Here is a 20,687-nt window from a genome sequence, read left to right as displayed (position 1 = left end):
CATAAAACCATATAATTTACCGGCGTCCTGTGAAGTGAGTAGGACTTGTTTTGAAGTGGCTATAAATTAAATAATCTAACAATAAACAATAAAAATATCTGTACTTTTAGTTTAAAAGTGATAACCTAATAGGTAAATAATATGGAAATTATTTTTGCAACAAAGAAAATGCAAAAAATAATGAACAACGAGTGCGAAATGCAAAAAGTATATGGTCAGCATAGGGCACGTAAATTACAAAGAGTGCTTTATTCGCTTAGAGCAGTATCTACACTTGCTGAATTGGGCGCACCTTATAGCCCACCACATCGATGTCATGAATTAACAGGGGATAAAAAGCGCTTACTAAGCCTTGATCTTGATCACCCCTATCGTTTATTGTTTGAACCGTATCACGACCCAATACCGACAAAGGAAGACGGTGGTTTAGACTGGTCTAAAATTACTTGTATCAAGGTATTATCCATTACTGATACACATTAAGAGATATTATCTATGAGCAATCAATTTATACCTGACTATGCTATCTCACCGGGTGAGATATTAGAGGATGAGCTGGAAATGCGGGATATGTCCCAGCGGGAGCTTTCCGAAAAGACTGGTATCTCAACAAAGCATATCAGTCAAATTATCAATGCTAAAGCGCCTATTACACCAGAAACTGCACTCAAGTTTGAGCGTGTATTAGGTATGCCTGCGCGTTATTGGCTAAACCTTGAAACTCAATATCAAGAGGCGCTAACCCGCATAGCAGACAAAGAAAAACTTTCACAGCATGCAGAATGGGTAAAACAATTCCCATTAAATGAACTGTACAAATGCAATTTCATATCGAAATATACGAAAATTTTCGATAAAGTAGATGCAATACTACGTTTTTTCGGTGTAAGTTCACCTGACGATTATCATACTGTGTGGGGTAATATTTCTGCATCCTACAGACAAGATCAACGTAGCGCAATTAATCCGCACAGTTGTGCCGCATGGCTTAGAGCAGGTGAATTAAAAGCTACCGAGATTCCTTGTGTATCTTATTCGGAAACCAACTTCAAGCAAGCATTGCAACAGATTAAAAGGCTCACTAGAGAGGTTGATCCTGATGTTTTTATTCCTCAATTAGTGGAAATTTGCGCTAAAGCGGGTGTTGCGGTTGTTTTTGTACCTTGTTTTGCTAAAACCGGTATAAGCGGCGCAACTCGATGGGTGTCACCAAATAAAGCGGTTATTCAGTTGAGTTTGAGATACAAAACCAATGATCACCTTTGGTTTACTTTCTTTCACGAGGCGGGACATGTTTTATTGCACGGCAAAAAAACGATTCACCTTGAGTATAATCGTGCATCAAATTTAATGCAGGAAGAGAATGAAGCTAATGAATTTGCACAAAAAAATCTTATTCCTCGAACCTATTGGCATCAGATCATCATGCAACCAAAGCTGACTGAAAGTTATATTCGCACAATAGCGGCAGAAATTGGTATTGCAGAGGGAATTATTGTAGGGCAGTTACAGCATCATAACTTATTACAATATCATGAATTAAATCATTTAAAAGTTAGTTATCGTTGGCAATAATCAACTAAAACCGCCCTCGGGGCGGTTTTCTTTTATCTCGATGAAATCAATTTCGTCGACATCTCTTAAGCATAACTAGACATTAAGCATGTGTAGGGACAAGCTTAATGCCTAAGGCCTGTGTAATTTTCATTATAGTATCAAAACGAGGTTTGCTGCCGTACGATAGCGTTTTATAAAGGCTTTCTCTTCCTAAACCTGTTTTCTCTGCTAATTCCGTCATCCCTCTTGCTCTGGCGACATCTCCTAATGCAGAAATAAATTCGTTTGTATCGCCGGATTCTAAGACTTCGCTTAAATAAGCGGCAATCATTTCCTCGCTATCCAAATATTCAGCCGCATCAAATGGCTTCAATTCTATTTTTTTACTCATGATTTAATTCCTCCTGCCGCTTTATTTCTTCCCATAAAGCTTTCGCCTTTACAATATCTGCCTTTTGTGTGGATTTATCCCCACCTGAAATGAGCAAATAAGTTATTTCACCTGACTTGCCATAATAAACCCTATATCCGGGACCTTTTGCAATACGCATTTCATACAATCCACCCCCTACCGATTTATGATCACCGAAATTGCCGTTCGCTGCTCTGTTAATGCGAGCAATTATTGCAGCTTTGCCCGATAAATCCTTTAGCCCCCTTAACCAATCACTAAATATTTTAGTTTGAATAATAGTGAACATGTTCCCTCCGTTTCATTGTTTCTTATTGTATCTAATTGGATACAAATTATCAATGATATTTTACTTCCCACTACTCTACTTTTGTGATCTAGCTCACAAATTCAGCAATTAATCAAAAAATTTTCAAAATTCTTTTCTTTAGAAATCAATGACTTAATAAGTTTTCTTATAAATATTTATAAGATTTTATAAATAACTGCTTTACAGGTTATAAGTTATCTTATATTATATCCCCATCAAAACGAGATACACATAATCTCAATGCTCTTTAAAAATCTAAACAAAAACACATTGTTTGCCTGATGGTGAGGTGGTTAGTAAAAGTGCGGTAACAGACCCGCCGCCACCAACAAGACGGAACCAAAGCCCGAATCAAGCGATGTGCGAGCTGGTGGAAAAGTTAGCAACGGCAGTGATCGTGTAGCATAAACGCCAGCTTACATTTCAAAGCGCATTTGCGAGTGTGTTTTGAAATGGCAAACAATAAATTTAAGCGAGGTTAAATAATGAACGAGGTAACAATTTCCAAATCACATTACAATTATTTAGTTACTCAAGCTAATCGTATGAAATTCCTCCAGCATTACAAGCCAACCATACATGAAGATGGCGAACCTGGAACGTACGAAATGGTTGTTGGTGAAAATGGACTTATTGACACCGTAAGATACGGTACCATGACTGATTGCATTGATAATTCGATTAAGGACCTTCGAGATCTGCAGAAGGTATTCTGGGTGGGGGAAGAAACAGAAATTTATGCCGGAGGGTCAATAGAATTGATTCTACTTGAATTCTTTAATGGAGATGAGCGCGAGGAAATTCTAAAAGAAAATCTGTATGGAGAAGTTGATTTAACTCAAGAAGTCTGCGTTAAAGATGAAGAAACTGGCATTAAAACAATCATGACTATTAATCAGTTATTTAACGAAACAGTTGTATTCCCCAACTTGCTCTCGACATCCTATAACTAATAAAAAAACGTTCGTTTATCTTCAGAATTTAATAGGACTTCATAGGATTTGAAGTTTGCTCAAAGATTTAGTCACTGCGAGCCACCTCAAGAGAGGTTCTGACTAGGGATGACGACCCAACTTCAACTCAAGCGTCTTGCCTTTCGTTATTTGGTTTGGGCGGGCTGTTCCTTGTAATGATTACTGTCACTAATTAATTACGGCGGAACTGTCTAACAACCGAATACGACACCTATGTAGTCGATAACATGGGGCTTGCTGACTGTGGCAAGCTAAAATAATCACAGTCATTATTGTAAACCGCACTTGGGTATATTAACAATTGAATTGATTTTATTTTTCTTAAAAGTGCTTGGTTCTGAGTGCGGTTTACAATAATGACCTTTATAAGGGCGCATAGCTCAACTGGTAGAGCGGCAGACTTTTAATCTGAGGGATAATGGTTCGAGTCCATCTGCGCGCTCCAAATTTGACCGCACTTTTGTTTGATTAATTAACATGTGTTTGTTTGAAGTTGTGTAGGGTAAAAGTGCGGTCAATCCCCTATCCAGTTGTTATTTAAAGCGGTTCCGGCGCGTATTTTTTTACAGATACGCAATATTAGATTAATTGTTGGACAGCCCCGGAGCCGCTCTAAATAATAACTATAACAACTCAACCTAGGCATAGGTACTCTCCGTTAGGTGCCCGCATGACATGAGGCGGGCTTTTTTTATGAGGTAAGAAAATGAAAGAACAAATTATTTGCTGGAGCGTTGCGCTGATGTGTGGGGCTTTGGCCGTATTGATTATTAGTTTGTGAGGTGCGTCATGGGGCAACTAAGACAAATTATCCCGGTATCAATTATTGTTTTATTGATGGGTGTGGTTGGCCGAATGGACTACGAAGACCACGTCAAAATCGAACAATACAAGTGCGAGCAACAGCAAGGCACATGGACGATACAGAGCAATGGCGATCAATATTGTGCGTGGAGCGTGAACAATGTTAGACGTAGATAAACAAGCGGAATTGGAAGATCCATTTACTGGCGTAGCGTATGTCACGCCACAACCGAACACGAATTATTTAAATCAATCCAAAACAAGAGGGCATATTATGCGGATTTTTATTGACATCGAAACCATCCCAACCACAAACGCAGACTACCAAAATTACGTATGCGAAAACCTAAAAGCGCCGGGAAATTATAAAAATGCTGAAGCGATTGAAAAATGGCTTGAAGAAAACAAAGGCGAAGCAGTGAATAAAACCGCACTAGACGGCGCATTCGGCGAAATCGTTGTGATTGGTGTCGCGATTGATGATGAAGAACCAGTGTTGTTTTACCGTGAAGATTGGCAATCGGCAGACCGTGAAACGGACATTTTAACGCGGTTTAATAATTATCTACGTGAGCACGCCAATAAATCAACGTCCGCCCCACAATTTATCGGACATAACATTACAAAATTTGACGACCGATTTATCTTTCAGCGCTCTGTTGTCAATGGCGTAAAGCCGTATTACACCACCAGTCGGCAAAATACTTACGACACGATGACAGAATGGGCGGGCTATGGCGGTACGGTATCGCTTGATAAGCTCTGTAAAGTGCTTGATGTAGAGCAAAAAGGTGATATTGACGGCTCCAAAGTATGGCAGTACGTCCAAGACGGCAAGATCAGCGAAGTGGCGGAATATTGTGCGAAAGACGTTGAGCGTGTGCGCCAAATTTACAAACGGATGACCTTTGAGGGGGCGCTATGAGCTTACAACAAAAGGCGTGGGAAACCCTATCTAAAATAAACGTAAACGACAAAACAGAAACAAAGGGTGCGGGCAAATATGCCCTAACCTATCTTTCCTGGGCTTGGGCGTGGGGCGTGTTGATGCAATATTTCCCACAATCAACTTATTTGATCCACGAAGACAGATTATTGCCTGATGGCTCTGTGATTGTTGGTATAACCCTCACTATTAAAGAAGGTGAAGAAGAATTCAGCCGTTATATGTGGCTGCCGGTAATGGATCATTTAAATAAATCCATAAAAAACCCCGATGCAATGGCAATTAACAAAGCCTATATGCGTTGCCTTGCTAAGGCTATCGCAATGTGCGGCTTGGGACATTATATTTATGCCGGCGAAGATTTGCCGAATGAAGAAGACGGCAAAGAATCCCCAAAGCCAAAATCTCAGCCCAACTCAAGCAACTCAACGAAGCGGAATATGAATTCTACTCCGCCTAAACAACCATTGGACGACAAATCAACAATGGAGAAGCTGAAAGATGGTCTGCGTGAATGTGAAAACAAACAGGAACTTGAAGAACGATACAGCAAACAAATGCCGTGGCTAGAAAAAAACCATATCGAATTAATTGACGAATACAACGCATTTTATGATGAATGCTTATTTAATTTAACTGTTTAGAAGAAAGACTGGTTTAAATATCCAGATATTCAATAAAACGAACAACACAAGCCGCAAATTAGCGGTTTTTTTATTTACCAACAATCCAACATAGGAGAAACCAAAATGGCAAAAACCAATATCCACGACTTCCTCGGCACAGCTAATTTTTGGCAGCCACTTCCGGGGCAGCCGAAACTTGATTAATTCTGACCGCGCTTTAGGTGCGGTTAATTTTTGCTGGAGCGCAAAATGGGAAAGTTTATTTTAGATGCTTGCTGTGGCAGTCGGATGTTTCACTTCGACAAAAACAATCCTCTCGTATTGTTCGCCGACAATCGTTCGTTCGAAGGTACGCCTTGTGATGGGCGGTTGTTAAAAATAGATCCGGATGTAATCCACGATTTTACAAGCATGCCCTATCCTGACAAGTCTTTTAAGCTTGTAATTTTTGACCCTCCGCCCCTAATTAAGGGCGGCGATAAAGCTTGGCTAATCCAAAAATACGGAAGACTTGAAGAAGATTGGAGGACGCAATTAAAACGGGGCTTTGATGAATGTATGAGGGTGCTTGATGATTTCGGCACCCTTGTTTTTAAGTGGAACGAAACGCAAATACCAGTGCGAGAAGTTTTAAAGGTGTTATCTGCTCAACCTGTCATCGGACACAGGTCCGGAAAAGCCAATAATACGCACTGGATGTTATTTTTTAAGCTTGATCAAGAAAATGTCCGTGAGATGAAATAAAGGAGAGACGAAATGATTACAGAACAAGATAAACAGGCTATTTTGAATGGGGCTTGTGGTATTACACGAGATGGGAATAAGGCTAAGTTATTGTTTCAATCTGACAAAAACCCAATTGATAGTAAATATTTATTTCTAATTTATAGAAAAGATGGTCACGATGATGCGTGGTTAAATGAACAGCTTCAGTATTTTGATGACTCTACTTGCAGAGATGATGTTGTTGGTTTATGGCAGAATAAACCATAGCCAGAATCCAAATGTTGTTTAAATGGTAAACTGGGTTTTTATTAAAGGATGGTGGTAATGGAATATTTTATTTTTAAAAGACGTCCGGAAAATTGGGACGGGAAATATCTTTTAAAGTGTAAGCATTGCAGAGGTAGATCAGAATCTAAATATCTTATGTATTGTAATTTAGTTAAAGAAATGCCTAATAATCGGGTTAAAGTTAAGGTATTTGGGTATCGTTGCTCATCGATTGCCGGCGAAAGAATAAGATACATACATCGTTCAAGACTGATAAAAGAAGAATCGTAAATAATAAAGGATAGACCGCAAAAGTGCGGTCTTTTTTTAGGATCAAAAAAATGAACATAGAAGAACATTACTATTCAATCAAGGACCTGGTAGAAAAGGGATTGGGCTCAAAAGCCACTTTACACCGCATGATTAAAAACGGTAGACTAAAGAAAGTTAAATTCGGACGCTCTACGAGGATTGCCGAAAGCGAAATAGCTCGTTATTTACGGGAACAATCCCCCACTGCTCAATAATGGTAGTAAATTAAGCAGTAACAGGATTGCAAACAATACAAAATCATCTTATAAATCAATCAATTAAACAAACAAATCAACTCCCGCCAGCTCCACCAAATTCTAAAAGCCTTAACTCTCAACAAGTTAAGGCTTTTCCTTTTTATTCATTCCAACCAAACATCCTCAGCAGTTTTAGCCATTGTTCGTCAAATCCCGCCTGTAATACCAACCGGGTTTGGTTGACGGGATGGTTAAACGCCAGTTTTTCCGCATGCAGCATTAAACGGGAGACTTGCGTTTGTTCGGCTAAAGCGCGGTTTTGGTGTAAATCGCCGTATTGGGTGTCGCCTAAAATCGGGTGAAAAATATGCTTCATGTGGCGACGCAGCTGATGTTTACGTCCGGTATGCGGCATTAAGCGCACTAAGGAATATCGGCAGGTTTGGTACTTCCCTACCGCCCATGGCATTTCCGCGGTTTGTAACCCGGTATAATCCGTCACTGCCGCTTGCGCTTCTTTATTTTCCTGACTGAATTTATCGGCGATTTTATCCCGCCGGATTTTCAGGGCATAATCAATCCGCGCCTCGCCGCTCAGATACCCTCGCACCACCGCCAGATAACTTTTCCGTACGGTTTTTCCTTCAAACTGTCGACACAGCAAATTGGCGATGTCACTGTGTAAAGCGAACAGTAACACGCCCGAAGTAGGGCGATCCAAGCGGTGAATAGGAAAAACATGTTGCCCGATTTGGTCGCGTAAAGTCTGCATCACAAATTGGGTTTCGTGCCGATCCAGCCAACTGCGGTGCACCAGCATGCCGGCAGGTTTGTTTACCGCAACGATAAACTCGTCCTGATATAAAATGTCCAGCATTATTGATGTTTCAGTAATTGTTCGATTTCAATGATCGGTCGCAGCAATTCCGCCAGGCGTTCCTGCTCTTTTAACGCTTCTTCAATATAAGGAACAACCGCAATTTGCGTCGGTAAGGGGTGTTCACTGTCCAGCAACGCATGCATACGCGGAATAAAAATCCACTGTAACCATTCCGTCGCCGACATGGTATCAATGGCAAAAGGCTGTTCGCTGAGGAAAGCTTCTTCTGCGGGCGGGACACTTTGCCACAGAGCCAGTTCATGCATAATCGCCTGAAGTGCGGTCAGATTTTGACGTGTTTTTTGTCGAATTGGCATAAATTTTTCCAATGAGTTAAGATGTGAGTCATTTTAACGAAAATAGTCAAAAAAATGTATCTTATCGAAGTTTTTTTCCGGAATCAGCCCGCCGATAATCTCCTTGCGCAAATGCCGTTAATAAATAAAGTAATCGATCAATGGCGTTATAACGGGCAGATTCTTGGCCGTGAAATTCCCGTTTTTCCGGCACAACAGGACGGACAACCGGGTCTGGCAACGCGCGTAATTTGCCCCGAGCAATCCAGTTTACTGCCGGAAAATAACAACGTTGAAGTGGAAAAAGCCTTGGCACAGGCGGAAAAGTGCGGTCTGTTTTTAGACAGTTTTCAGATTATCGGTGAGGATCTCAATTCCGATATTACCTTTGCACAAAACAAACCGCAGTGGCAGGTGCTCTATACAACTTATCTGCAAGTATGTTCGCCACTGCACAGCGGCGATCGACTGGCGCCGATTCCGCTGTATAAACAGCTGAAAACCATTCCGCACTTAAGCATCGACATAATCAAATGGCAGGAAAACTGGCAAGCCTGCGACCAATTGCAAATGAACGGCGCCGTACTGGAAAAACAAACATTGGCGGAAATTTCCGATACTGCCGGCAATCTGTTCAAACACGGTTATTATCTGGCGCAGGAAATAGAACGGCACACCGGCATTCCGACCTTCTATTATCTTTATCGTGTCGGCGGAGAAAGCGCAAAAAGCGAATCCGCCCGTCTCTGTCCGCTTTGCGGCGGCGAATGGCGATTACCTACACCGCTTTTTGACCTTTTTACATTTAAATGCGATGATTGCCGTCTTGTTTCGAATTTCTCTTGGAATTGGCAAAATGAATCGATATGACAACAGTCTGAGCGGCTTAAAACTCGGACAAAAAACAGAATATAACGCAAAATACGACCGCACTTTACTGCAGCCCGTACCGCGCCGCTTAAATCGCGATGATTTGGGCATCAGTGCACAACAACCGTTTAACCAAGGTGCGGATATTTGGACGGCTTACGAGATTTCATGGCTGAATCCGAAAGGTTTGCCGCAGATTGCCATTGCGGATGCGGAAATTGATTTCCGTTCGGAAAATCTGGTGGAATCCAAAAGTTTTAAGCTCTATTTAAACAGCTTTAACCAGACTAAGTTCGCCTCCCCGGCAGAGGTTCAAGACACCATACGACGGGATTTACAGGATTGCGTTCAGGGCGAAGTCAAAGTGCGGTTAAATTCTGTGGCGTTTTATACTCATCAACCCATACATGAACTTTCGGGCGAAATTATTGACAATCAGGATATTGAAATTTCAGATTATGGCTTTAATGCCGAATTACTGACGAATTGCACCTGTGACGTGCAGGTGGAAGAAACCCTCGTCAGCCATTTATTGAAATCCAATTGTTTGATTACCGGTCAGCCGGACTGGGGAACGCTGCAAATTCGTTATGCCGGCAACCGAATTGATCGCGAAAAACTGCTGCGTTATATCGTGTCGTTCCGTCAACACAATGAATTTCACGAACAATGCGTCGAACGTATTTTCTGCGATATTCTGCATTATGCCGAACCCGAAAAATTAACCGTGTATGCCCGTTATACACGACGTGGCGGATTGGATATTAACCCGTTCCGTTCCAATTTTGAACCCGTGCCGGGCAATTTTCGTCTGGCGAGACAATAATTATGAGCAATATTTATTACATTAATCCGAAAGGCAGTATGGATCAGCTTTCCCATATGGAAGTGCGTCAGTTGACGCGTCAAGCCGAATCCTCTCTTTATCAGCTTTACCGTAACTGTTCGCTGGCGGTGCTCAACTCCGGCGCCGTCACCGACGACAGCCGCGGTTTGCTGAACAAATATCAGGATTTCGATATTCATCTTCTCACCAAAGAACGCGGTGTCAGTCTGGAATTGCATAATCCGCCGGAAACCGCATTTGTTGACGAGGTGATGATTCTTAACATTCAATATAATCTGTTTGCGGTTTTACGCGATATTCTGTTTGTAAATGCGATGATGCACCGTTTCGGTCTGAATCGCCACCAGGACAGCGAAAGCATTACTAATCAGGTTTTCAGCATTTTGCGTAATGCCAATGCGTTAAATATCGACAAAGAACCCAATCTGGTGGTTTGCTGGGGCGGACATTCTATCAGCGAAGTGGAATATCAATACAGTCGCGCGGTAGGGTTGGAGCTCGGTTTGCGCGAACTCAATATTATTACCGGTTGCGGTACGGGTGTTATGGAAGCGCCGATGAAAGGCGCGGCAATCGGTCATGCCAACCAACGAATCAAAAACAGCCGCTTTATCGGGATTACGGAGCCTTCAATTATCGCTTCCGAACCGCCTAATCCCATTGTAAACGAATTGATTATCATGCCTGATATCGAAAAACGGCTTGAAGCCTTTGTCCGCATGGGGCACGGTATCGTAATTTTCGCCGGCGGCCCCGGTACCTTTGAAGAATTTATGTTTATTTTGGGCATTAAACTGAATCCTGCCAACCGGGCGCAACGGTTGCCGCTGATTTTAACCGGTCCGAAAGAAAGTGCCGACTATTTTGCCGCCATCGATCAATTCGTAGCGGAAACCTTAGGCGAAGAAGCACAAAAACTATACACGATTATTATTGATGATCCCGTCACCGTAGCGCGCCATATGCAAAAAGCCATGCGTGATGTCCGTCATCAGCGTTACGCGGATAGCGACAGTTATTGCTTTAACTGGTCGCTGAAAATCGATTATGCGTTCCAGCAGCCTTTTGTGCCTACTCATACAAATATGGCGAATTTAAATCTGCATTTAAATCAAAGTGCGGTGAATTTAGCGGCAAATTTACGTTGTGCCTTTTCCGGCATTGTGGCGGGTAATATCAAAGCCGATACGCAGGATGAAATCGAAAGATTAGGAAAATTCAAACTGCACGGTGCGCCCGAATTAATGAAAAAAATGGATAAACTGCTGGAAAGTTTTGTTAAACAGCACCGGATGAAATTGCCGACCGGCGATGCCTACGTGCCTTGTTATGAAATTCATCAGCAATAAAAAGAACAAAAAAGGAAATATACATGAAAAAAATTGAGCAGCTTTTCGCCAACAACCACAGTTGGGCGTTGCGCATGAAAGAAGAAAATTCCGACTATTTTCGCGAACTCGCCGAACACCAGACACCGCATTATCTATGGATCGGCTGTTCCGACAGTCGTGTGCCGGCGGAAAAACTTACCAATCTGGAACCGGGCGAACTGTTTGTTCACCGCAATGTCGCCAATCAGGTAATTCATACGGATCTCAACTGTCTGTCCGTAGTGCAATATGCCGTGGACGTCTTGGATATCGAACACATTATTATTTGCGGCCATACCAACTGCGGCGGAATTCATGCCGCTATGGTCAATAAAGATTTAGGATTAATTAACAACTGGTTACTGCATATTCGCGATATTTGGTACAAACACAGCAGTTTGCTGGGAAATCTGTCTCCGGAAAAACGGGCGGATATGATGACGAAATTAAATGTGGCCGAACAAGTATATAATTTAGGGCGTGCGTCAATTATTCAGGATGCCTGGAAACGCGGCAAAAAGCTGTCCTTACACGGCTGGGTTTACGATGTCAAAGACGGTTATCTGATTGATCAGGGCGTATTGGCGACCGGCCGGGAAAGTCTTGAAATTTCATACCGCAACGCTATCGCCCGCTTGCAAACCATGAAAGAAGAGGAAATTTTAAAACGAGATGTGAATGCGCCGGAATTTTGATCCCGACATATTAAAACCAGGCAAAAAACGACCGCACTTTTCGATCCTAATTTAGGGAAAACCGAAAAAGTGCGGTCATTTTTCAGTGTTTTTTAGAAAATTGCCACAGCCAAACCTACAACAATCGCTAATGCTAGAATCGACATCATAATGCCGTAACCTAAATCGCTCATGTTTCTCTCCTAAAATAGTGCTAAGTTCCGGCATTCTAACAGTAAGTCCCGTGTTTGCCTACCCTATTTTGCGCAAAAAGGCGTCGCGCCAAAAACACGTAAACTTTATGTTCTCGCCAAAAAATAAAAGAAAATGGTCAACGCCAATAAATCCGCACTGCCGCCCGGGCTTAAATTCCGTTCGATACAATCGCTGTCAAATGCGGTTAAAGCCTCGTAAAGTGCGGTCGGATTTTGACGAATTTTTGGTTGTTCCAGTAAAGCGCGAGCCCGGTTTTGAACAAAATCCAATCCTGCCATACCGCCCCGATGCACCACATTAGTGTCCTGATTTTCCGCCATTAAAGTCAACAGCATAATCAATAATTGCGGCTCGGAAGGCGCTGTTTGATTCTGTTCAAGAACGGATAAATTTTGCCGCACGATAGCGAATCCGCTTTCCGCTTCGCCGCGTGCACCGGTTAAGCCGAATTCGCGGTATAACTTCACGCCGGCGGTTTCCGGCAGGTGAGCGGGATAATGTTCCAGTTCCGCCGTTAAACCTTGAGTGAAAGCGGACACTAAACGGCAAATATGTTCTATCGAGGCTTCGTCGTGGTGAACATAAATTCTGCCGATTGCCGCACAAACCAGCCCGAAAGCAAAAATCGCCCCCTTATGGGTATTCACATTGGCGGTCGCCCGAAACATCGCTTTTTCCGCTTCCAGTCCCAACGGACGAATAGTTGCCAGCACTTCGGATTCGGAAAATTCCGCGCTCGCCATACCTGCCAGTACGAACTTGGCGAAAAACGGGCGTAACGCCGCCGCACTTTGTTCAAAAGTCTGCAAATTCATATCTTTGTGAGCGCCGTTGGTAAGACTGTCGACCAACCCGGGTTTAGGCGAAAGCCGCGCTTCGCCGACTAATGCGTGATAAACTCCGTCAGCGATTTGATCGGCAAAATAATCCGCTTGTACGCGCCGTTGCATTTCTGCATAAATTTCTTCAAAACCGTGCTTACGGGAACGGGCGCAGGATTTGGCGTTATCGCTACACACCAGGCAGGGACGAGGCGGAAAATCAAACTCTGTGCGACTGAGCAAACGTCCGTCTGCGGCAATTACATCAATGTCCCATAAGCGGGCCAGCGGCGAGCTGTCTTCCAGCCGCATAGCCGCCCGCTTTAATGTCGCCGCCTCAACGGGCAATACGAATAACGCTTCATGACCGGTTTCCAACGGTCGGATAAAGGATTCGGCGGGTTCAACGTTTAACGCAGCAAAAAGTGCGGTCAAATTTTGCAATGCTTTTTCAAACACGTAATCCAGCAGCTCGTTTTTCTTGACGCCGCCCGCCGCAAGCAGAGTTAACGAAAGTACGGTCTGGTCATACTTCTCTAAACATTGTTGTTGTAACGAGACGCGCGCTTCCCGAGCGGCTAAAAGTTGCTCAAGGGCAATTTCTTGCCCCTGCCGTGAAAATATCTTGAAAAATTTGCTGAACATTTTATACGAAATACGAGAATTTAAATAAGTGCGGTTTCCGACACGATAATACCGTCTTCATCACTGTAAACGTAGTGCGACGGGGTAAAACTCAAGTTTCCGAATGTCACCATCACATCCACGTCACCGATACCGTTTTTGGCTGATTTTTTAGGATTCGAACCTAACGCTTTGATGCCGAAATTCATACCATTGATGGCAACCGAGTCGCGGATCATACCAAAAATGATAACGCCTGCCCAGCCGTTATCCATCGCTATTTTAGCAATATTATCGCCCATCAGCGCGCAATCTCTTGCGCCTTTGCCGTCAACAACAAGGACATCACCGTTTCCCGGCTGACTGACTAAACGGCGTAACAAAACGTTGTCTAAATAACAGGAAACGGTACGGATTCTGCCGTAAAATTTTTTGCGTAATCCGTATTGTTTGAAATCGGCGGTGCAAGATGCGACATCAGGATAAGCGTCACAAAGATCTGCCGTTTGAAAGTCTTTCATAAATCCCTCCGGCGTATAAAGCGGTTAAAAAAATGATGGCACAAGACCCGTCTTATGCCATCACAAATATCATGAGAAATTACGCTTTCACTTGATATACGGTATCAATCACCGAACCGTCACGATAACGGACAACCGCAACCGGTTTATCGGTAAACTCAATGTCTTTCGGTTTACCGGTGATACTGTAAGCGCGAGCACAAAGTTCTTCAATAGTGAACAGTTTGATACCTGCCGCCGTTAACGCTTCGATTAAATCCGGACGTTTAGGATTCACCGCCGTACCGTGATCCGTCACCAGAATATCGATGTTTTCCCCCGGTGTCACGCAGGTCAGCACATTCTCAACTACGGTCGGAATACGACCGCGAACCAATGGCGCAACGATGATCGCTACCTGCGCGGAAGACGCCGTATCGCAGTGACCGCCCGAAGCGCCGCGAATCACGCCGTCGGAACCGGTTAATACGTTGACGTTGAATTTGGTATCGATTTCCAATGCGGAAAGAATCACCACGTCTAAACGTTCGACCGACGCACCTTTAGAACTGAAGTTGGCATATTGATTTGCTGACACTTCAATATGATTCGGATTTCGGGCTAAAGATTCCGCCGCGCCTTTATCGAATGACTGTACGTCGATTAATTTTTTGATTAATCCCGTTTCATGCAATGCCACCATGCTGGAGGTGATACCGCCCAGTGCAAAGCTTGCGGTGATATTGTCACGGCGCATTTTGTCTTCTAAGAAGCGGGTTACTGCCAGTGATGCACCGCCGGTACCGGTTTGTAATGAGAAGCCGTCTTTAAAATAACCGGAATTGAAGATCACTTCCGCACATTTCCGGGCGATTAATAATTCGCGCGGGTTGGTCGTCATACGGGTCGCACCGCCGCCGATTTTTTTCGGATCGCCTACCGCGTCAACCTGAACGATTAAATCTACTTTGTCCTGGCCGATACTGATTGGGTTTAACGGATATTCGCCGAACTCTTCGGTTAGCAACACCACTTTATCCGCATATTCCGCGTCAGTGCGGGCATAACCTAACGAACCGCAAATACTTTTACCGGTGAAACCGTTCGCATTACCGAATTTATCGCACATCGGCACGCCGAGGAACGCTACGTCGATATGTAATTCACCGGATTTAACCAAATGCACGCGACCGCCGTGAGAATGGATATTAACCGGTTCGTTTAAAATCCCTTTAGAGATTTCATCGGCTAATTTACCGCGAATACCCGATGAATAGATTTTTGTTACCACACCGTTTTTAATGTGTTCGATAATTGGGAAATGGCTGTCGATTAACGAGCTTGATGCCAACGTTAAATTTTTAAAGCCCATTTCGGCAATTTTATCCATTACCATGTTCACGACAAAGTCGCCGGCACGGAATGCGTGATGGAATGAAACGGTCATACCGTCTTTTAAACCCGAACGACGAATTGCGTCTTCCAGCGAATCACAGATTTTACGATCTTTTTCGGTACGGGCAAGAGATTCTGCTTTTGGTACTGCTTGGTAAACAGGTTTGCCACCGTTAAATTTCTCGATACGTTGTTCTCTAGTTGTCATAGTGGTTATCCCCCTTACTCTTCCCGAATACCATGTTTAGCGCGTTCAAGCACTAACGCCGCGCGATCAATAATCGGCGCATCAATCATTTTACCGTTTAGTGAAACGACACCTAAACCGTTACGTTTCGCTTCTTCCGCCGCATCAATGATTTTTTGCGCTTGATCCACATCTTTTTGGGTCGGTGCGAATAAATTGTGAAGTAATTCGATTTGGCGAGGATTTACTAAAGATTTACCGTCGAAACCTAATTGTTTGATTAATGCCGCTTCGGCCAGGAAACCTTCCTCGTTGTTCGCGTTAGAATAAACGGTATCGAACGCTTGAATACCCGCCGCACGGGCAGCTTGCAGAATAGAACAACGGGCGAATAACAATTCGATACCTTCCGGCGAACGTTCGGTTTTTAAGTTACGAACATAGTCTTCCGCACCTAATGCGATACCGATTAAACGTTTTGAAGCCGTGGCAATTTCATTCGCCTGAGTAATACCCAACGGAGATTCGATTGCCGCCAGCATTAACGTCGAACCGACTTCCCGACCACAAGCTTTTTCAATTTCGGTAATCGCCGCATCCATATCCGCGACATCTTTAGCGGTTTCGGTTTTCGGCATACGCACCACATCCACACCGGCACGCACGACGGCATTTAAATCGGCCAAACCGAATTCGGAATCTAACGGGTTTACCCGCACCACACATTCGATATCCTGATAAAGCGGATGACGTAATGCGTGCGCAACCAACATCCGGGCCGAATCTTTTTCTTTTAACGCCACCGCATCTTCTAAATCGAACATGATTGAATCCGGACGATAAATAAAGGTGTTACTGATCATCGCTGCATTCGAACCGGGAACAAACAGCATACTTCTTCTCAATTTCGTTTTCATTGGTTGACTCATAGCATTTTCTCCCAGTTAATCGGTTCGTCAGTTGCACGTAATAATGCCGCTTTTAAACGCGCACGAAGTACGCAGTCTAACGCCCCCTTGTCCTCAACAACAATTTGTGCGGCCGTCACGTCAAGCTGGTTTAAAACATCTTTCAATGTAGCGATAATATCATCGCCGAATTGCTTTCCGACCGAACTGTTCAATTCAATTTCAAGTGTACTTGCAGGTGCAACACGCACTTGTGCATCACTAGATTCCAGTGTGCCAGCTACTGCTGTCTTGGTTATTTGCATAATACATTCCTTACTTATATACATGTTTAAATGATCTATTTCATTATAAACAGCTAAAATGATTTTTTGTAATCAAAAAGCGTTATGTTTGATGTAAATCAATAAATAAAATGAATCATTATCCCGGCTTTTATTTTTACAAATACCTCAACGGATTTTATAATAGTGAAAAGCTCAAAGGAGAATATTATGGCAACTATTAAGGACGTCGCAAAATTAGCCGGCGTATCCACCACAACCGTGTCTCATGTTATTAACGAAACGCGCCATGTAGCGGAAGAAACCAAAAAAATCGTATTAAACGCAATCGAACAACTGCATTATTCGCCAAGTGCGGTCGCTCGCAGTTTAAAAGTAAACACCACAAAATCCATCGGTATGATCGTCACCACCAGCGAAGCGCCTTATTTTGCCGAGATTATTCATGCGGTGGAAGATCACTGCTACCGTCAAGGCTATTCGTTATTTTTGTGTAATACACAAAATAATCCCGAAAAAATTAAAAACCACTTGGAAATGTTGGCGAAAAAACGGGTGGACGGTATTTTAGTGATGTGTTCCGAATATACTGCTGACAGTTTGGATTTAATGAAATCCTTCAGTGACTTACCGATGGTGGTAATGGATTGGGGACCGGTGAATCCGAATACCGATCGTATTTTGGATAACAGTTTCGAAGGCGGTTATCTGGCGGGCAAACATCTGGTTGATAACGGACACAAAGAAATTGCATACCTCAGTGCAGAACTGAAAAAAACAACGGCACGCAAGCGCTACGAAGGATTTTTAAAAGCACTGCACGAAGCGGGACTGGAAATGAATCCCGATTGGCTGTTGGAAGGTTCTTTCGAACCGGAAGACGGTTATGAATGCATGAACCGCCTGTTGGCGCAAGAATTCCGCCCTACTGCGATTTTCTGTTGCAACGACGTCATGGCGTTAGGTGCGATTTCCGCCATTACGGAAAAAGGTTTCCGGGTGCCCGAGGATTTTTCCGTCATCGGTTATGACAACGTACATATTTCCCGTTTCAGCGCACCGCCGTTAACCACGATTCACCAATCCAAAGCACGTCTTGGCGAACGCGCATTGCAGTTATTATTCGAACGCATTCAGGATAAAACCGCCAAGCGCGAAACCATTGAAATCCATCCGGAATTGGTGATTCGCAAATCAGTAAAAAATTTAAACCGTCATTAATAAAAAATACGGATTAGTTTGGGAAGAACACGGCAAAAACACAGAAGAATGCTGAAAAATCATATTCCCGTGCCGATTGAAGAACAAGCACGCAGGATCGCTATCGCCGATTCTGCTGCTACAATCCGGCAATTACAGTTTTTAATTCAAAGGATTGTTTCCGTTCTCTCAAACTTCTTGAAAAATCCACCTCGGTCAAATTAACCTGACCTATACCAAGCCGTCTTAATAACGCTGAAAAAGCCTTATTTACGATGAATATTTTGTCGCAAATGACTGCTCTTTACATTTCCAACATCTATTCAATCCTTACACCGCATAATTTCATAGTTACTCGTAAACTTAAACTTGATATAGATCAAATTTATTATTTTTCTTAAAAAAGAATAAATACGGTTATAAACAAAAACAAATACATTATCAATTTTCATAAATATGATCTTGATCACAGATCTCATTACGCTATGCAAGTATATTTACATTCGCATTAAATGCACTTTTTTTACAAGGTTTTATAAATTCAAAAGGAAACACAGGAGCCGATTATGAAAAAATCGATATTGGCATTAGGCATTAGCGCAACTTTAATAAGCTCGGTGGCAAGCGCACACCAGGCAGGCAGTTGGATTGTGCGTGCCGGGACGGCACATGTGATGCCGACGCATGTAGAAAATACTTCCAACACCGCCACACCGGCATTAGGACTGGATGTAAATACCAATACGCAGTTAGGCTTAACGGGTACATATATGGTGACCGATAATATCGGTATTGAATTATTGGCAGCCTCTCCGTTCAGCCATGAAATTACTTTAGGCGGTCAATTAGTGGGGAAAACCAAACACTTGCCACCAAGTCTGTATGCGCAATATTATTTCTTAAATAAAGATTCTAAAGTGCGTCCGTATCTCGGGGCCGGCGTGAATTATACCAATTTCTTTGATGAAACTGAAAAAATGGCGGGTGTGACCGATCTTAAACTTCATGATTCATGGGGTTTGGCGTTAAACGGCGGTTTAGATATTAATCTGACCGAGAAGCTGATTTTCAACACCGCAGTTTATTACGCAAAAATTAAAACCAAAGCGGATTTCAAAGTGGCGGGCACTCAATTATCACAAGACGTTCGTTTAGATCCGTTAATATTCTTTATGGGCGTGGGTTATCGTTTCTAATTTATACGCATAACCTGCTTTAATGAAATACATAAAAACCCGTACCTTAAACGGTACGGGTTTTTTGAGTTCGGATTGATCTTATTTTCCCCACACTTCTTCCGCGATTTCACGAATAAAATTGAGTTTTGCCCATTGTTGTTCTTCCGTCAGTATATTGCCTTCTTCCGTTGAAGCGAAACCGCATTGCGGACTTAAACAAAGTTGGTTGATATCCACATAACGGGCGGCTTCTTTAATGCGATTAATGACGTCCGCACGCTTTTCCAAAGCGCCGTCTTTTGAGGTCACCAACCCTAACACCACTTGTTGATCTTTAATGAAACGCAACGGTTTGAAGTCGCCGGCGCGATCAGAATCATATTCCAAGAAAAAACCGTCCACACGACAAGTGCCGAATAAGATTTCCGCCACAGGTTCATAACCGCCGGCGGAAAACCAGGTTGAACGGAAATTACCGCGACAGATATGCATAGTGATAGCAAGGTCATCGGCAGGTTTCGCATCCACAATTTTATTCAGCATATACACATAATCTTTGGCGATTTGATCTAAATCGAAACCGCGCGCCTGATAAGCTTTGCGCTTATCTTCCGCACAGAATTCGCCCCAGCTGGTGTCGTCTAATTGCAGATTACGACAGCCTAATTTATAAAAAATATTCATGGCTTTAATATAAGCGTCTGCAATATCGTCCAGCAACAATTGATTGTTGTTTTCGTAACGGGGTATCGGTTGATAATCCGTCGCGCGCACGTTAGTGATTAAATGCAGCATGGAAGGTGACGGAACCGTAAACTTCACTTCCGTACCGTCTGCAATTTTTTGTATTGAACGAAAGTGTTCAACAAACGGATGGTTTTCGGAAAAATCGATTTTATCCACGATTTTCAAGGTCTTCGGACGCACATTGTGGTGTTTGAATTGCACCGAAAATTTGTCCGCATCCACTTCTTCCACACCGTCCAAACCGGCTAAAAAATCCAAATGCCAGAAAGTACGACGGAATTCGCCGTCCGTTACCGCATGCAATCCCACCGCTTTTTGATGCGCTACCAATTTGGCGATTTCTTCATCTTCTACGCGAGTTAAATCCGCACGGGAAATATCACCGCAAGAACAAGCGGAACGGGCGGATTTAATGGCGTCGGAACGTAAAAAACTACCTACGATATCGAATCGGTAAGGTGCTGAGGTACGAGGCGCGGCGTTTGGGAATAATGTTGTCATTGATCTTTTCCTTGAATGAATAGTTTTAATGTTGAAATGATTCTAGCAAAGATTAATC

At 43.1% G+C, this 20,687-nt stretch carries 24 protein-coding genes and 1 tRNA gene; 15 read left to right on the top strand and 10 right to left on the bottom strand.

The features are described from left to right. Positions 1–141 precede the first annotated feature (141 nt). Entirely contained in the window at positions 142–483 is a 342-nt protein-coding gene (locus ASUC_RS06375) for a type II toxin-antitoxin system RelE/ParE family toxin (protein WP_012072953.1), read from the top strand. Positions 484–495: 12 nt separating this feature from the next. Continuing rightward, on the top strand, positions 496–1,575 hold the full coding sequence (locus ASUC_RS06370) for a HigA family addiction module antitoxin (protein ID WP_041834632.1): 1,080 nt from the start codon (positions 496–498) through the stop codon (positions 1,573–1,575). Positions 1,576–1,657: 82 nt separating this feature from the next. Here the strand turns inward: ASUC_RS06370 and ASUC_RS06365 are convergent, their stop codons facing one another. Both ASUC_RS06365 and ASUC_RS06360 read right to left on the bottom strand, forming a co-directional pair. Continuing rightward, positions 1,658–1,948 carry an addiction module antidote protein gene (locus tag ASUC_RS06365; protein WP_012072951.1) on the bottom strand — a complete coding sequence of 97 codons (291 nt, stop codon included), beginning with the start codon at positions 1,946–1,948 and terminating at the stop codon, positions 1,658–1,660. Continuing rightward, positions 1,941–2,258 (bottom strand): type II toxin-antitoxin system RelE/ParE family toxin, encoded by a 318-nt coding sequence (locus ASUC_RS06360; RefSeq protein ID WP_012072950.1) that lies wholly within the window; start codon positions 2,256–2,258, stop codon positions 1,941–1,943. The genes ASUC_RS06365 and ASUC_RS06360 overlap by 8 nt, the downstream gene beginning before the upstream one ends. Positions 2,259–2,764: 506 nt before the next feature. Between ASUC_RS06360 and ASUC_RS06355 the strand changes: the two genes are divergently transcribed. The 7 genes from ASUC_RS06355 to ASUC_RS06320 all read left to right on the top strand — a co-directional run bounded on the left by ASUC_RS06355 (position 2,765) and on the right by ASUC_RS06320 (position 7,149). Further along, positions 2,765–3,232, top strand: a complete 468-nt coding sequence (locus ASUC_RS06355; protein ID WP_041834631.1) for a hypothetical protein — start codon at positions 2,765–2,767, stop codon at positions 3,230–3,232. A gap of 390 nt (positions 3,233–3,622) precedes the next feature. Continuing rightward, positions 3,623–3,698, top strand: a tRNA-Lys gene (locus tag ASUC_RS06350). Between the two features lie 633 nt (positions 3,699–4,331). Continuing rightward, on the top strand, positions 4,332–4,982 hold the full coding sequence (locus tag ASUC_RS06340) for a ribonuclease H-like domain-containing protein (protein ID WP_041834766.1): 651 nt from the start codon (positions 4,332–4,334) through the stop codon (positions 4,980–4,982). Beyond that, the gene (locus tag ASUC_RS06335; RefSeq protein ID WP_012072948.1) at positions 4,979–5,647 is read left to right on the top strand and encodes a DUF1071 domain-containing protein; all 669 of its coding nucleotides are present in this window, start codon (positions 4,979–4,981) and stop codon (positions 5,645–5,647) included. Before ASUC_RS06340 ends, ASUC_RS06335 begins: the two co-directional genes overlap by 4 nt. Before the next feature lie 231 nt (positions 5,648–5,878). Next, a complete protein-coding gene (locus ASUC_RS06330; RefSeq protein WP_012072947.1) occupies positions 5,879–6,373 on the top strand; it encodes a class I SAM-dependent methyltransferase in 495 nt (164 codons plus the stop codon). A gap of 12 nt (positions 6,374–6,385) precedes the next feature. Then, positions 6,386–6,622, top strand: a complete 237-nt coding sequence (locus ASUC_RS06325; protein WP_041834629.1) for a hypothetical protein — start codon at positions 6,386–6,388, stop codon at positions 6,620–6,622. A 341-nt stretch (positions 6,623–6,963) separates the two neighbouring features. Continuing rightward, positions 6,964–7,149 (top strand): helix-turn-helix domain-containing protein, encoded by a 186-nt coding sequence (locus tag ASUC_RS06320; protein ID WP_012072946.1) that lies wholly within the window; start codon positions 6,964–6,966, stop codon positions 7,147–7,149. Between the two features lie 142 nt (positions 7,150–7,291). Here ASUC_RS06320 and truC read toward each other — a convergent pair whose 3' ends face one another. Both truC and ASUC_RS06310 read right to left on the bottom strand, forming a co-directional pair. After that, a complete protein-coding gene (gene truC / locus ASUC_RS06315; protein ID WP_012072945.1) occupies positions 7,292–8,008 on the bottom strand; it encodes a tRNA pseudouridine(65) synthase TruC in 717 nt (238 codons plus the stop codon). Further along, positions 8,008–8,328 (bottom strand): YqcC family protein, encoded by a 321-nt coding sequence (locus ASUC_RS06310; RefSeq protein ID WP_012072944.1) that lies wholly within the window; start codon positions 8,326–8,328, stop codon positions 8,008–8,010. Before ASUC_RS06310 ends, truC begins: the two co-directional genes overlap by 1 nt. Before the next feature lie 54 nt (positions 8,329–8,382). Here ASUC_RS06310 and ASUC_RS06305 point away from each other — a divergent pair, with 54 nt between their 5' ends. From ASUC_RS06305 to can, 4 genes are read left to right on the top strand one after another with little or no spacing between them, the layout of a single operon-like run. After that, the gene (locus ASUC_RS06305; protein WP_012072943.1) at positions 8,383–9,177 is read left to right on the top strand and encodes a Zn-ribbon-containing protein; all 795 of its coding nucleotides are present in this window, start codon (positions 8,383–8,385) and stop codon (positions 9,175–9,177) included. Continuing rightward, positions 9,164–10,003 carry an NADPH-dependent 7-cyano-7-deazaguanine reductase QueF gene (queF, locus tag ASUC_RS06300; protein WP_012072942.1) on the top strand — a complete coding sequence of 280 codons (840 nt, stop codon included), beginning with the start codon at positions 9,164–9,166 and terminating at the stop codon, positions 10,001–10,003. The genes ASUC_RS06305 and queF overlap by 14 nt, the downstream gene beginning before the upstream one ends. Before the next feature lie 2 nt (positions 10,004–10,005). Beyond that, the gene (ppnN, locus tag ASUC_RS06295) at positions 10,006–11,373 is read left to right on the top strand and encodes a nucleotide 5'-monophosphate nucleosidase PpnN (RefSeq protein WP_012072941.1); all 1,368 of its coding nucleotides are present in this window, start codon (positions 10,006–10,008) and stop codon (positions 11,371–11,373) included. A gap of 23 nt (positions 11,374–11,396) precedes the next feature. Continuing rightward, entirely contained in the window at positions 11,397–12,089 is a 693-nt protein-coding gene (gene can / locus ASUC_RS06290; RefSeq protein WP_012072940.1) for a carbonate dehydratase, read from the top strand. A 278-nt stretch (positions 12,090–12,367) separates the two neighbouring features. On the opposite strand, the gene citG is transcribed toward can, so the two are convergent. From citG to citD, 5 genes are all read right to left on the bottom strand, one after another. After that, complete coding sequence (citG, locus tag ASUC_RS06285) at positions 12,368–13,750, bottom strand: triphosphoribosyl-dephospho-CoA synthase CitG (RefSeq protein WP_012072939.1); 1,383 nt, start codon at positions 13,748–13,750, stop codon at positions 12,368–12,370. A gap of 20 nt (positions 13,751–13,770) precedes the next feature. Further along, the gene (gene rraA, locus ASUC_RS06280) at positions 13,771–14,250 is read right to left on the bottom strand and encodes a ribonuclease E activity regulator RraA (RefSeq protein WP_012072938.1); all 480 of its coding nucleotides are present in this window, start codon (positions 14,248–14,250) and stop codon (positions 13,771–13,773) included. A gap of 79 nt (positions 14,251–14,329) precedes the next feature. Beyond that, entirely contained in the window at positions 14,330–15,832 is a 1,503-nt protein-coding gene (gene citF / locus ASUC_RS06275) for a citrate lyase subunit alpha (RefSeq protein ID WP_012072937.1), read from the bottom strand. A 14-nt stretch (positions 15,833–15,846) separates the two neighbouring features. Further along, positions 15,847–16,740, bottom strand: a complete 894-nt coding sequence (citE, locus tag ASUC_RS06270; RefSeq protein ID WP_012072936.1) for a citrate (pro-3S)-lyase subunit beta — start codon at positions 16,738–16,740, stop codon at positions 15,847–15,849. After that, on the bottom strand, positions 16,737–17,024 hold the full coding sequence (citD, locus tag ASUC_RS06265; protein ID WP_012072935.1) for a citrate lyase acyl carrier protein: 288 nt from the start codon (positions 17,022–17,024) through the stop codon (positions 16,737–16,739). Before citD ends, citE begins: the two co-directional genes overlap by 4 nt. A 189-nt stretch (positions 17,025–17,213) precedes the next feature. Between citD and purR the strand changes: the two genes are divergently transcribed. Then, positions 17,214–18,224, top strand: a complete 1,011-nt coding sequence (purR, locus tag ASUC_RS06260; RefSeq protein ID WP_012072934.1) for an HTH-type transcriptional repressor PurR — start codon at positions 17,214–17,216, stop codon at positions 18,222–18,224. A gap of 545 nt (positions 18,225–18,769) precedes the next feature. Next, entirely contained in the window at positions 18,770–19,399 is a 630-nt protein-coding gene (locus tag ASUC_RS06255) for an OmpW family outer membrane protein (RefSeq protein WP_012072933.1), read from the top strand. An 81-nt stretch (positions 19,400–19,480) separates the two neighbouring features. Here the strand turns inward: ASUC_RS06255 and ASUC_RS06250 are convergent, their stop codons facing one another. After that, positions 19,481–20,629 carry a 5-methyltetrahydropteroyltriglutamate--homocysteine S-methyltransferase gene (locus tag ASUC_RS06250; RefSeq protein ID WP_012072932.1) on the bottom strand — a complete coding sequence of 383 codons (1,149 nt, stop codon included), beginning with the start codon at positions 20,627–20,629 and terminating at the stop codon, positions 19,481–19,483. Positions 20,630–20,687: the final 58 nt, after the last annotated feature.

It is taken from the genome of Actinobacillus succinogenes 130Z (assembly GCF_000017245.1).
Taxonomy (GTDB): domain Bacteria; phylum Pseudomonadota; class Gammaproteobacteria; order Enterobacterales; family Pasteurellaceae; genus Exercitatus; species Exercitatus succinogenes.
The sequence above is the reverse complement of the archived record's forward strand: the minus strand, read 5'-3'. Positions and strand labels throughout refer to the sequence as shown.

Excerpts from the sequence above, each read along its gene's own strand:
- ASUC_RS06375 (WP_012072953.1), top strand. The coding sequence starts at position 142 with ATGGAAATTATTTTTGCAACAAAGAAAATGCAAAAAATAATGAACAAC.
- ASUC_RS06370 (WP_041834632.1), top strand. The coding sequence starts at position 496 with ATGAGCAATCAATTTATACCTGACTATGCTATCTCACCGGGTGAGATA.
- ASUC_RS06365 (WP_012072951.1), bottom strand. The coding sequence starts at position 1,948 with ATGAGTAAAAAAATAGAATTGAAGCCATTTGATGCGGCTGAATATTTG.
- ASUC_RS06360 (WP_012072950.1), bottom strand. The coding sequence starts at position 2,258 with ATGTTCACTATTATTCAAACTAAAATATTTAGTGATTGGTTAAGGGGG.
- ASUC_RS06355 (WP_041834631.1), top strand. The coding sequence starts at position 2,765 with ATGAACGAGGTAACAATTTCCAAATCACATTACAATTATTTAGTTACT.
- ASUC_RS06340 (WP_041834766.1), top strand. The coding sequence starts at position 4,332 with ATGCGGATTTTTATTGACATCGAAACCATCCCAACCACAAACGCAGAC.
- ASUC_RS06335 (WP_012072948.1), top strand. The coding sequence starts at position 4,979 with ATGAGCTTACAACAAAAGGCGTGGGAAACCCTATCTAAAATAAACGTA.
- ASUC_RS06330 (WP_012072947.1), top strand. The coding sequence starts at position 5,879 with ATGGGAAAGTTTATTTTAGATGCTTGCTGTGGCAGTCGGATGTTTCAC.
- ASUC_RS06325 (WP_041834629.1), top strand. The coding sequence starts at position 6,386 with ATGATTACAGAACAAGATAAACAGGCTATTTTGAATGGGGCTTGTGGT.
- ASUC_RS06320 (WP_012072946.1), top strand. The coding sequence starts at position 6,964 with ATGAACATAGAAGAACATTACTATTCAATCAAGGACCTGGTAGAAAAG.
- truC (WP_012072945.1), bottom strand. The coding sequence starts at position 8,008 with ATGCTGGACATTTTATATCAGGACGAGTTTATCGTTGCGGTAAACAAA.
- ASUC_RS06310 (WP_012072944.1), bottom strand. The coding sequence starts at position 8,328 with ATGCCAATTCGACAAAAAACACGTCAAAATCTGACCGCACTTCAGGCG.
- ASUC_RS06305 (WP_012072943.1), top strand. The coding sequence starts at position 8,383 with ATGTATCTTATCGAAGTTTTTTTCCGGAATCAGCCCGCCGATAATCTC.
- queF (WP_012072942.1), top strand. The coding sequence starts at position 9,164 with ATGAATCGATATGACAACAGTCTGAGCGGCTTAAAACTCGGACAAAAA.
- ppnN (WP_012072941.1), top strand. The coding sequence starts at position 10,006 with ATGAGCAATATTTATTACATTAATCCGAAAGGCAGTATGGATCAGCTT.
- can (WP_012072940.1), top strand. The coding sequence starts at position 11,397 with ATGAAAAAAATTGAGCAGCTTTTCGCCAACAACCACAGTTGGGCGTTG.
- citG (WP_012072939.1), bottom strand. The coding sequence starts at position 13,750 with ATGTTCAGCAAATTTTTCAAGATATTTTCACGGCAGGGGCAAGAAATT.
- rraA (WP_012072938.1), bottom strand. The coding sequence starts at position 14,250 with ATGAAAGACTTTCAAACGGCAGATCTTTGTGACGCTTATCCTGATGTC.
- citF (WP_012072937.1), bottom strand. The coding sequence starts at position 15,832 with ATGACAACTAGAGAACAACGTATCGAGAAATTTAACGGTGGCAAACCT.
- citE (WP_012072936.1), bottom strand. The coding sequence starts at position 16,740 with ATGAGTCAACCAATGAAAACGAAATTGAGAAGAAGTATGCTGTTTGTT.
- citD (WP_012072935.1), bottom strand. The coding sequence starts at position 17,024 with ATGCAAATAACCAAGACAGCAGTAGCTGGCACACTGGAATCTAGTGAT.
- purR (WP_012072934.1), top strand. The coding sequence starts at position 17,214 with ATGGCAACTATTAAGGACGTCGCAAAATTAGCCGGCGTATCCACCACA.
- ASUC_RS06255 (WP_012072933.1), top strand. The coding sequence starts at position 18,770 with ATGAAAAAATCGATATTGGCATTAGGCATTAGCGCAACTTTAATAAGC.
- ASUC_RS06250 (WP_012072932.1), bottom strand. The coding sequence starts at position 20,629 with ATGACAACATTATTCCCAAACGCCGCGCCTCGTACCTCAGCACCTTAC.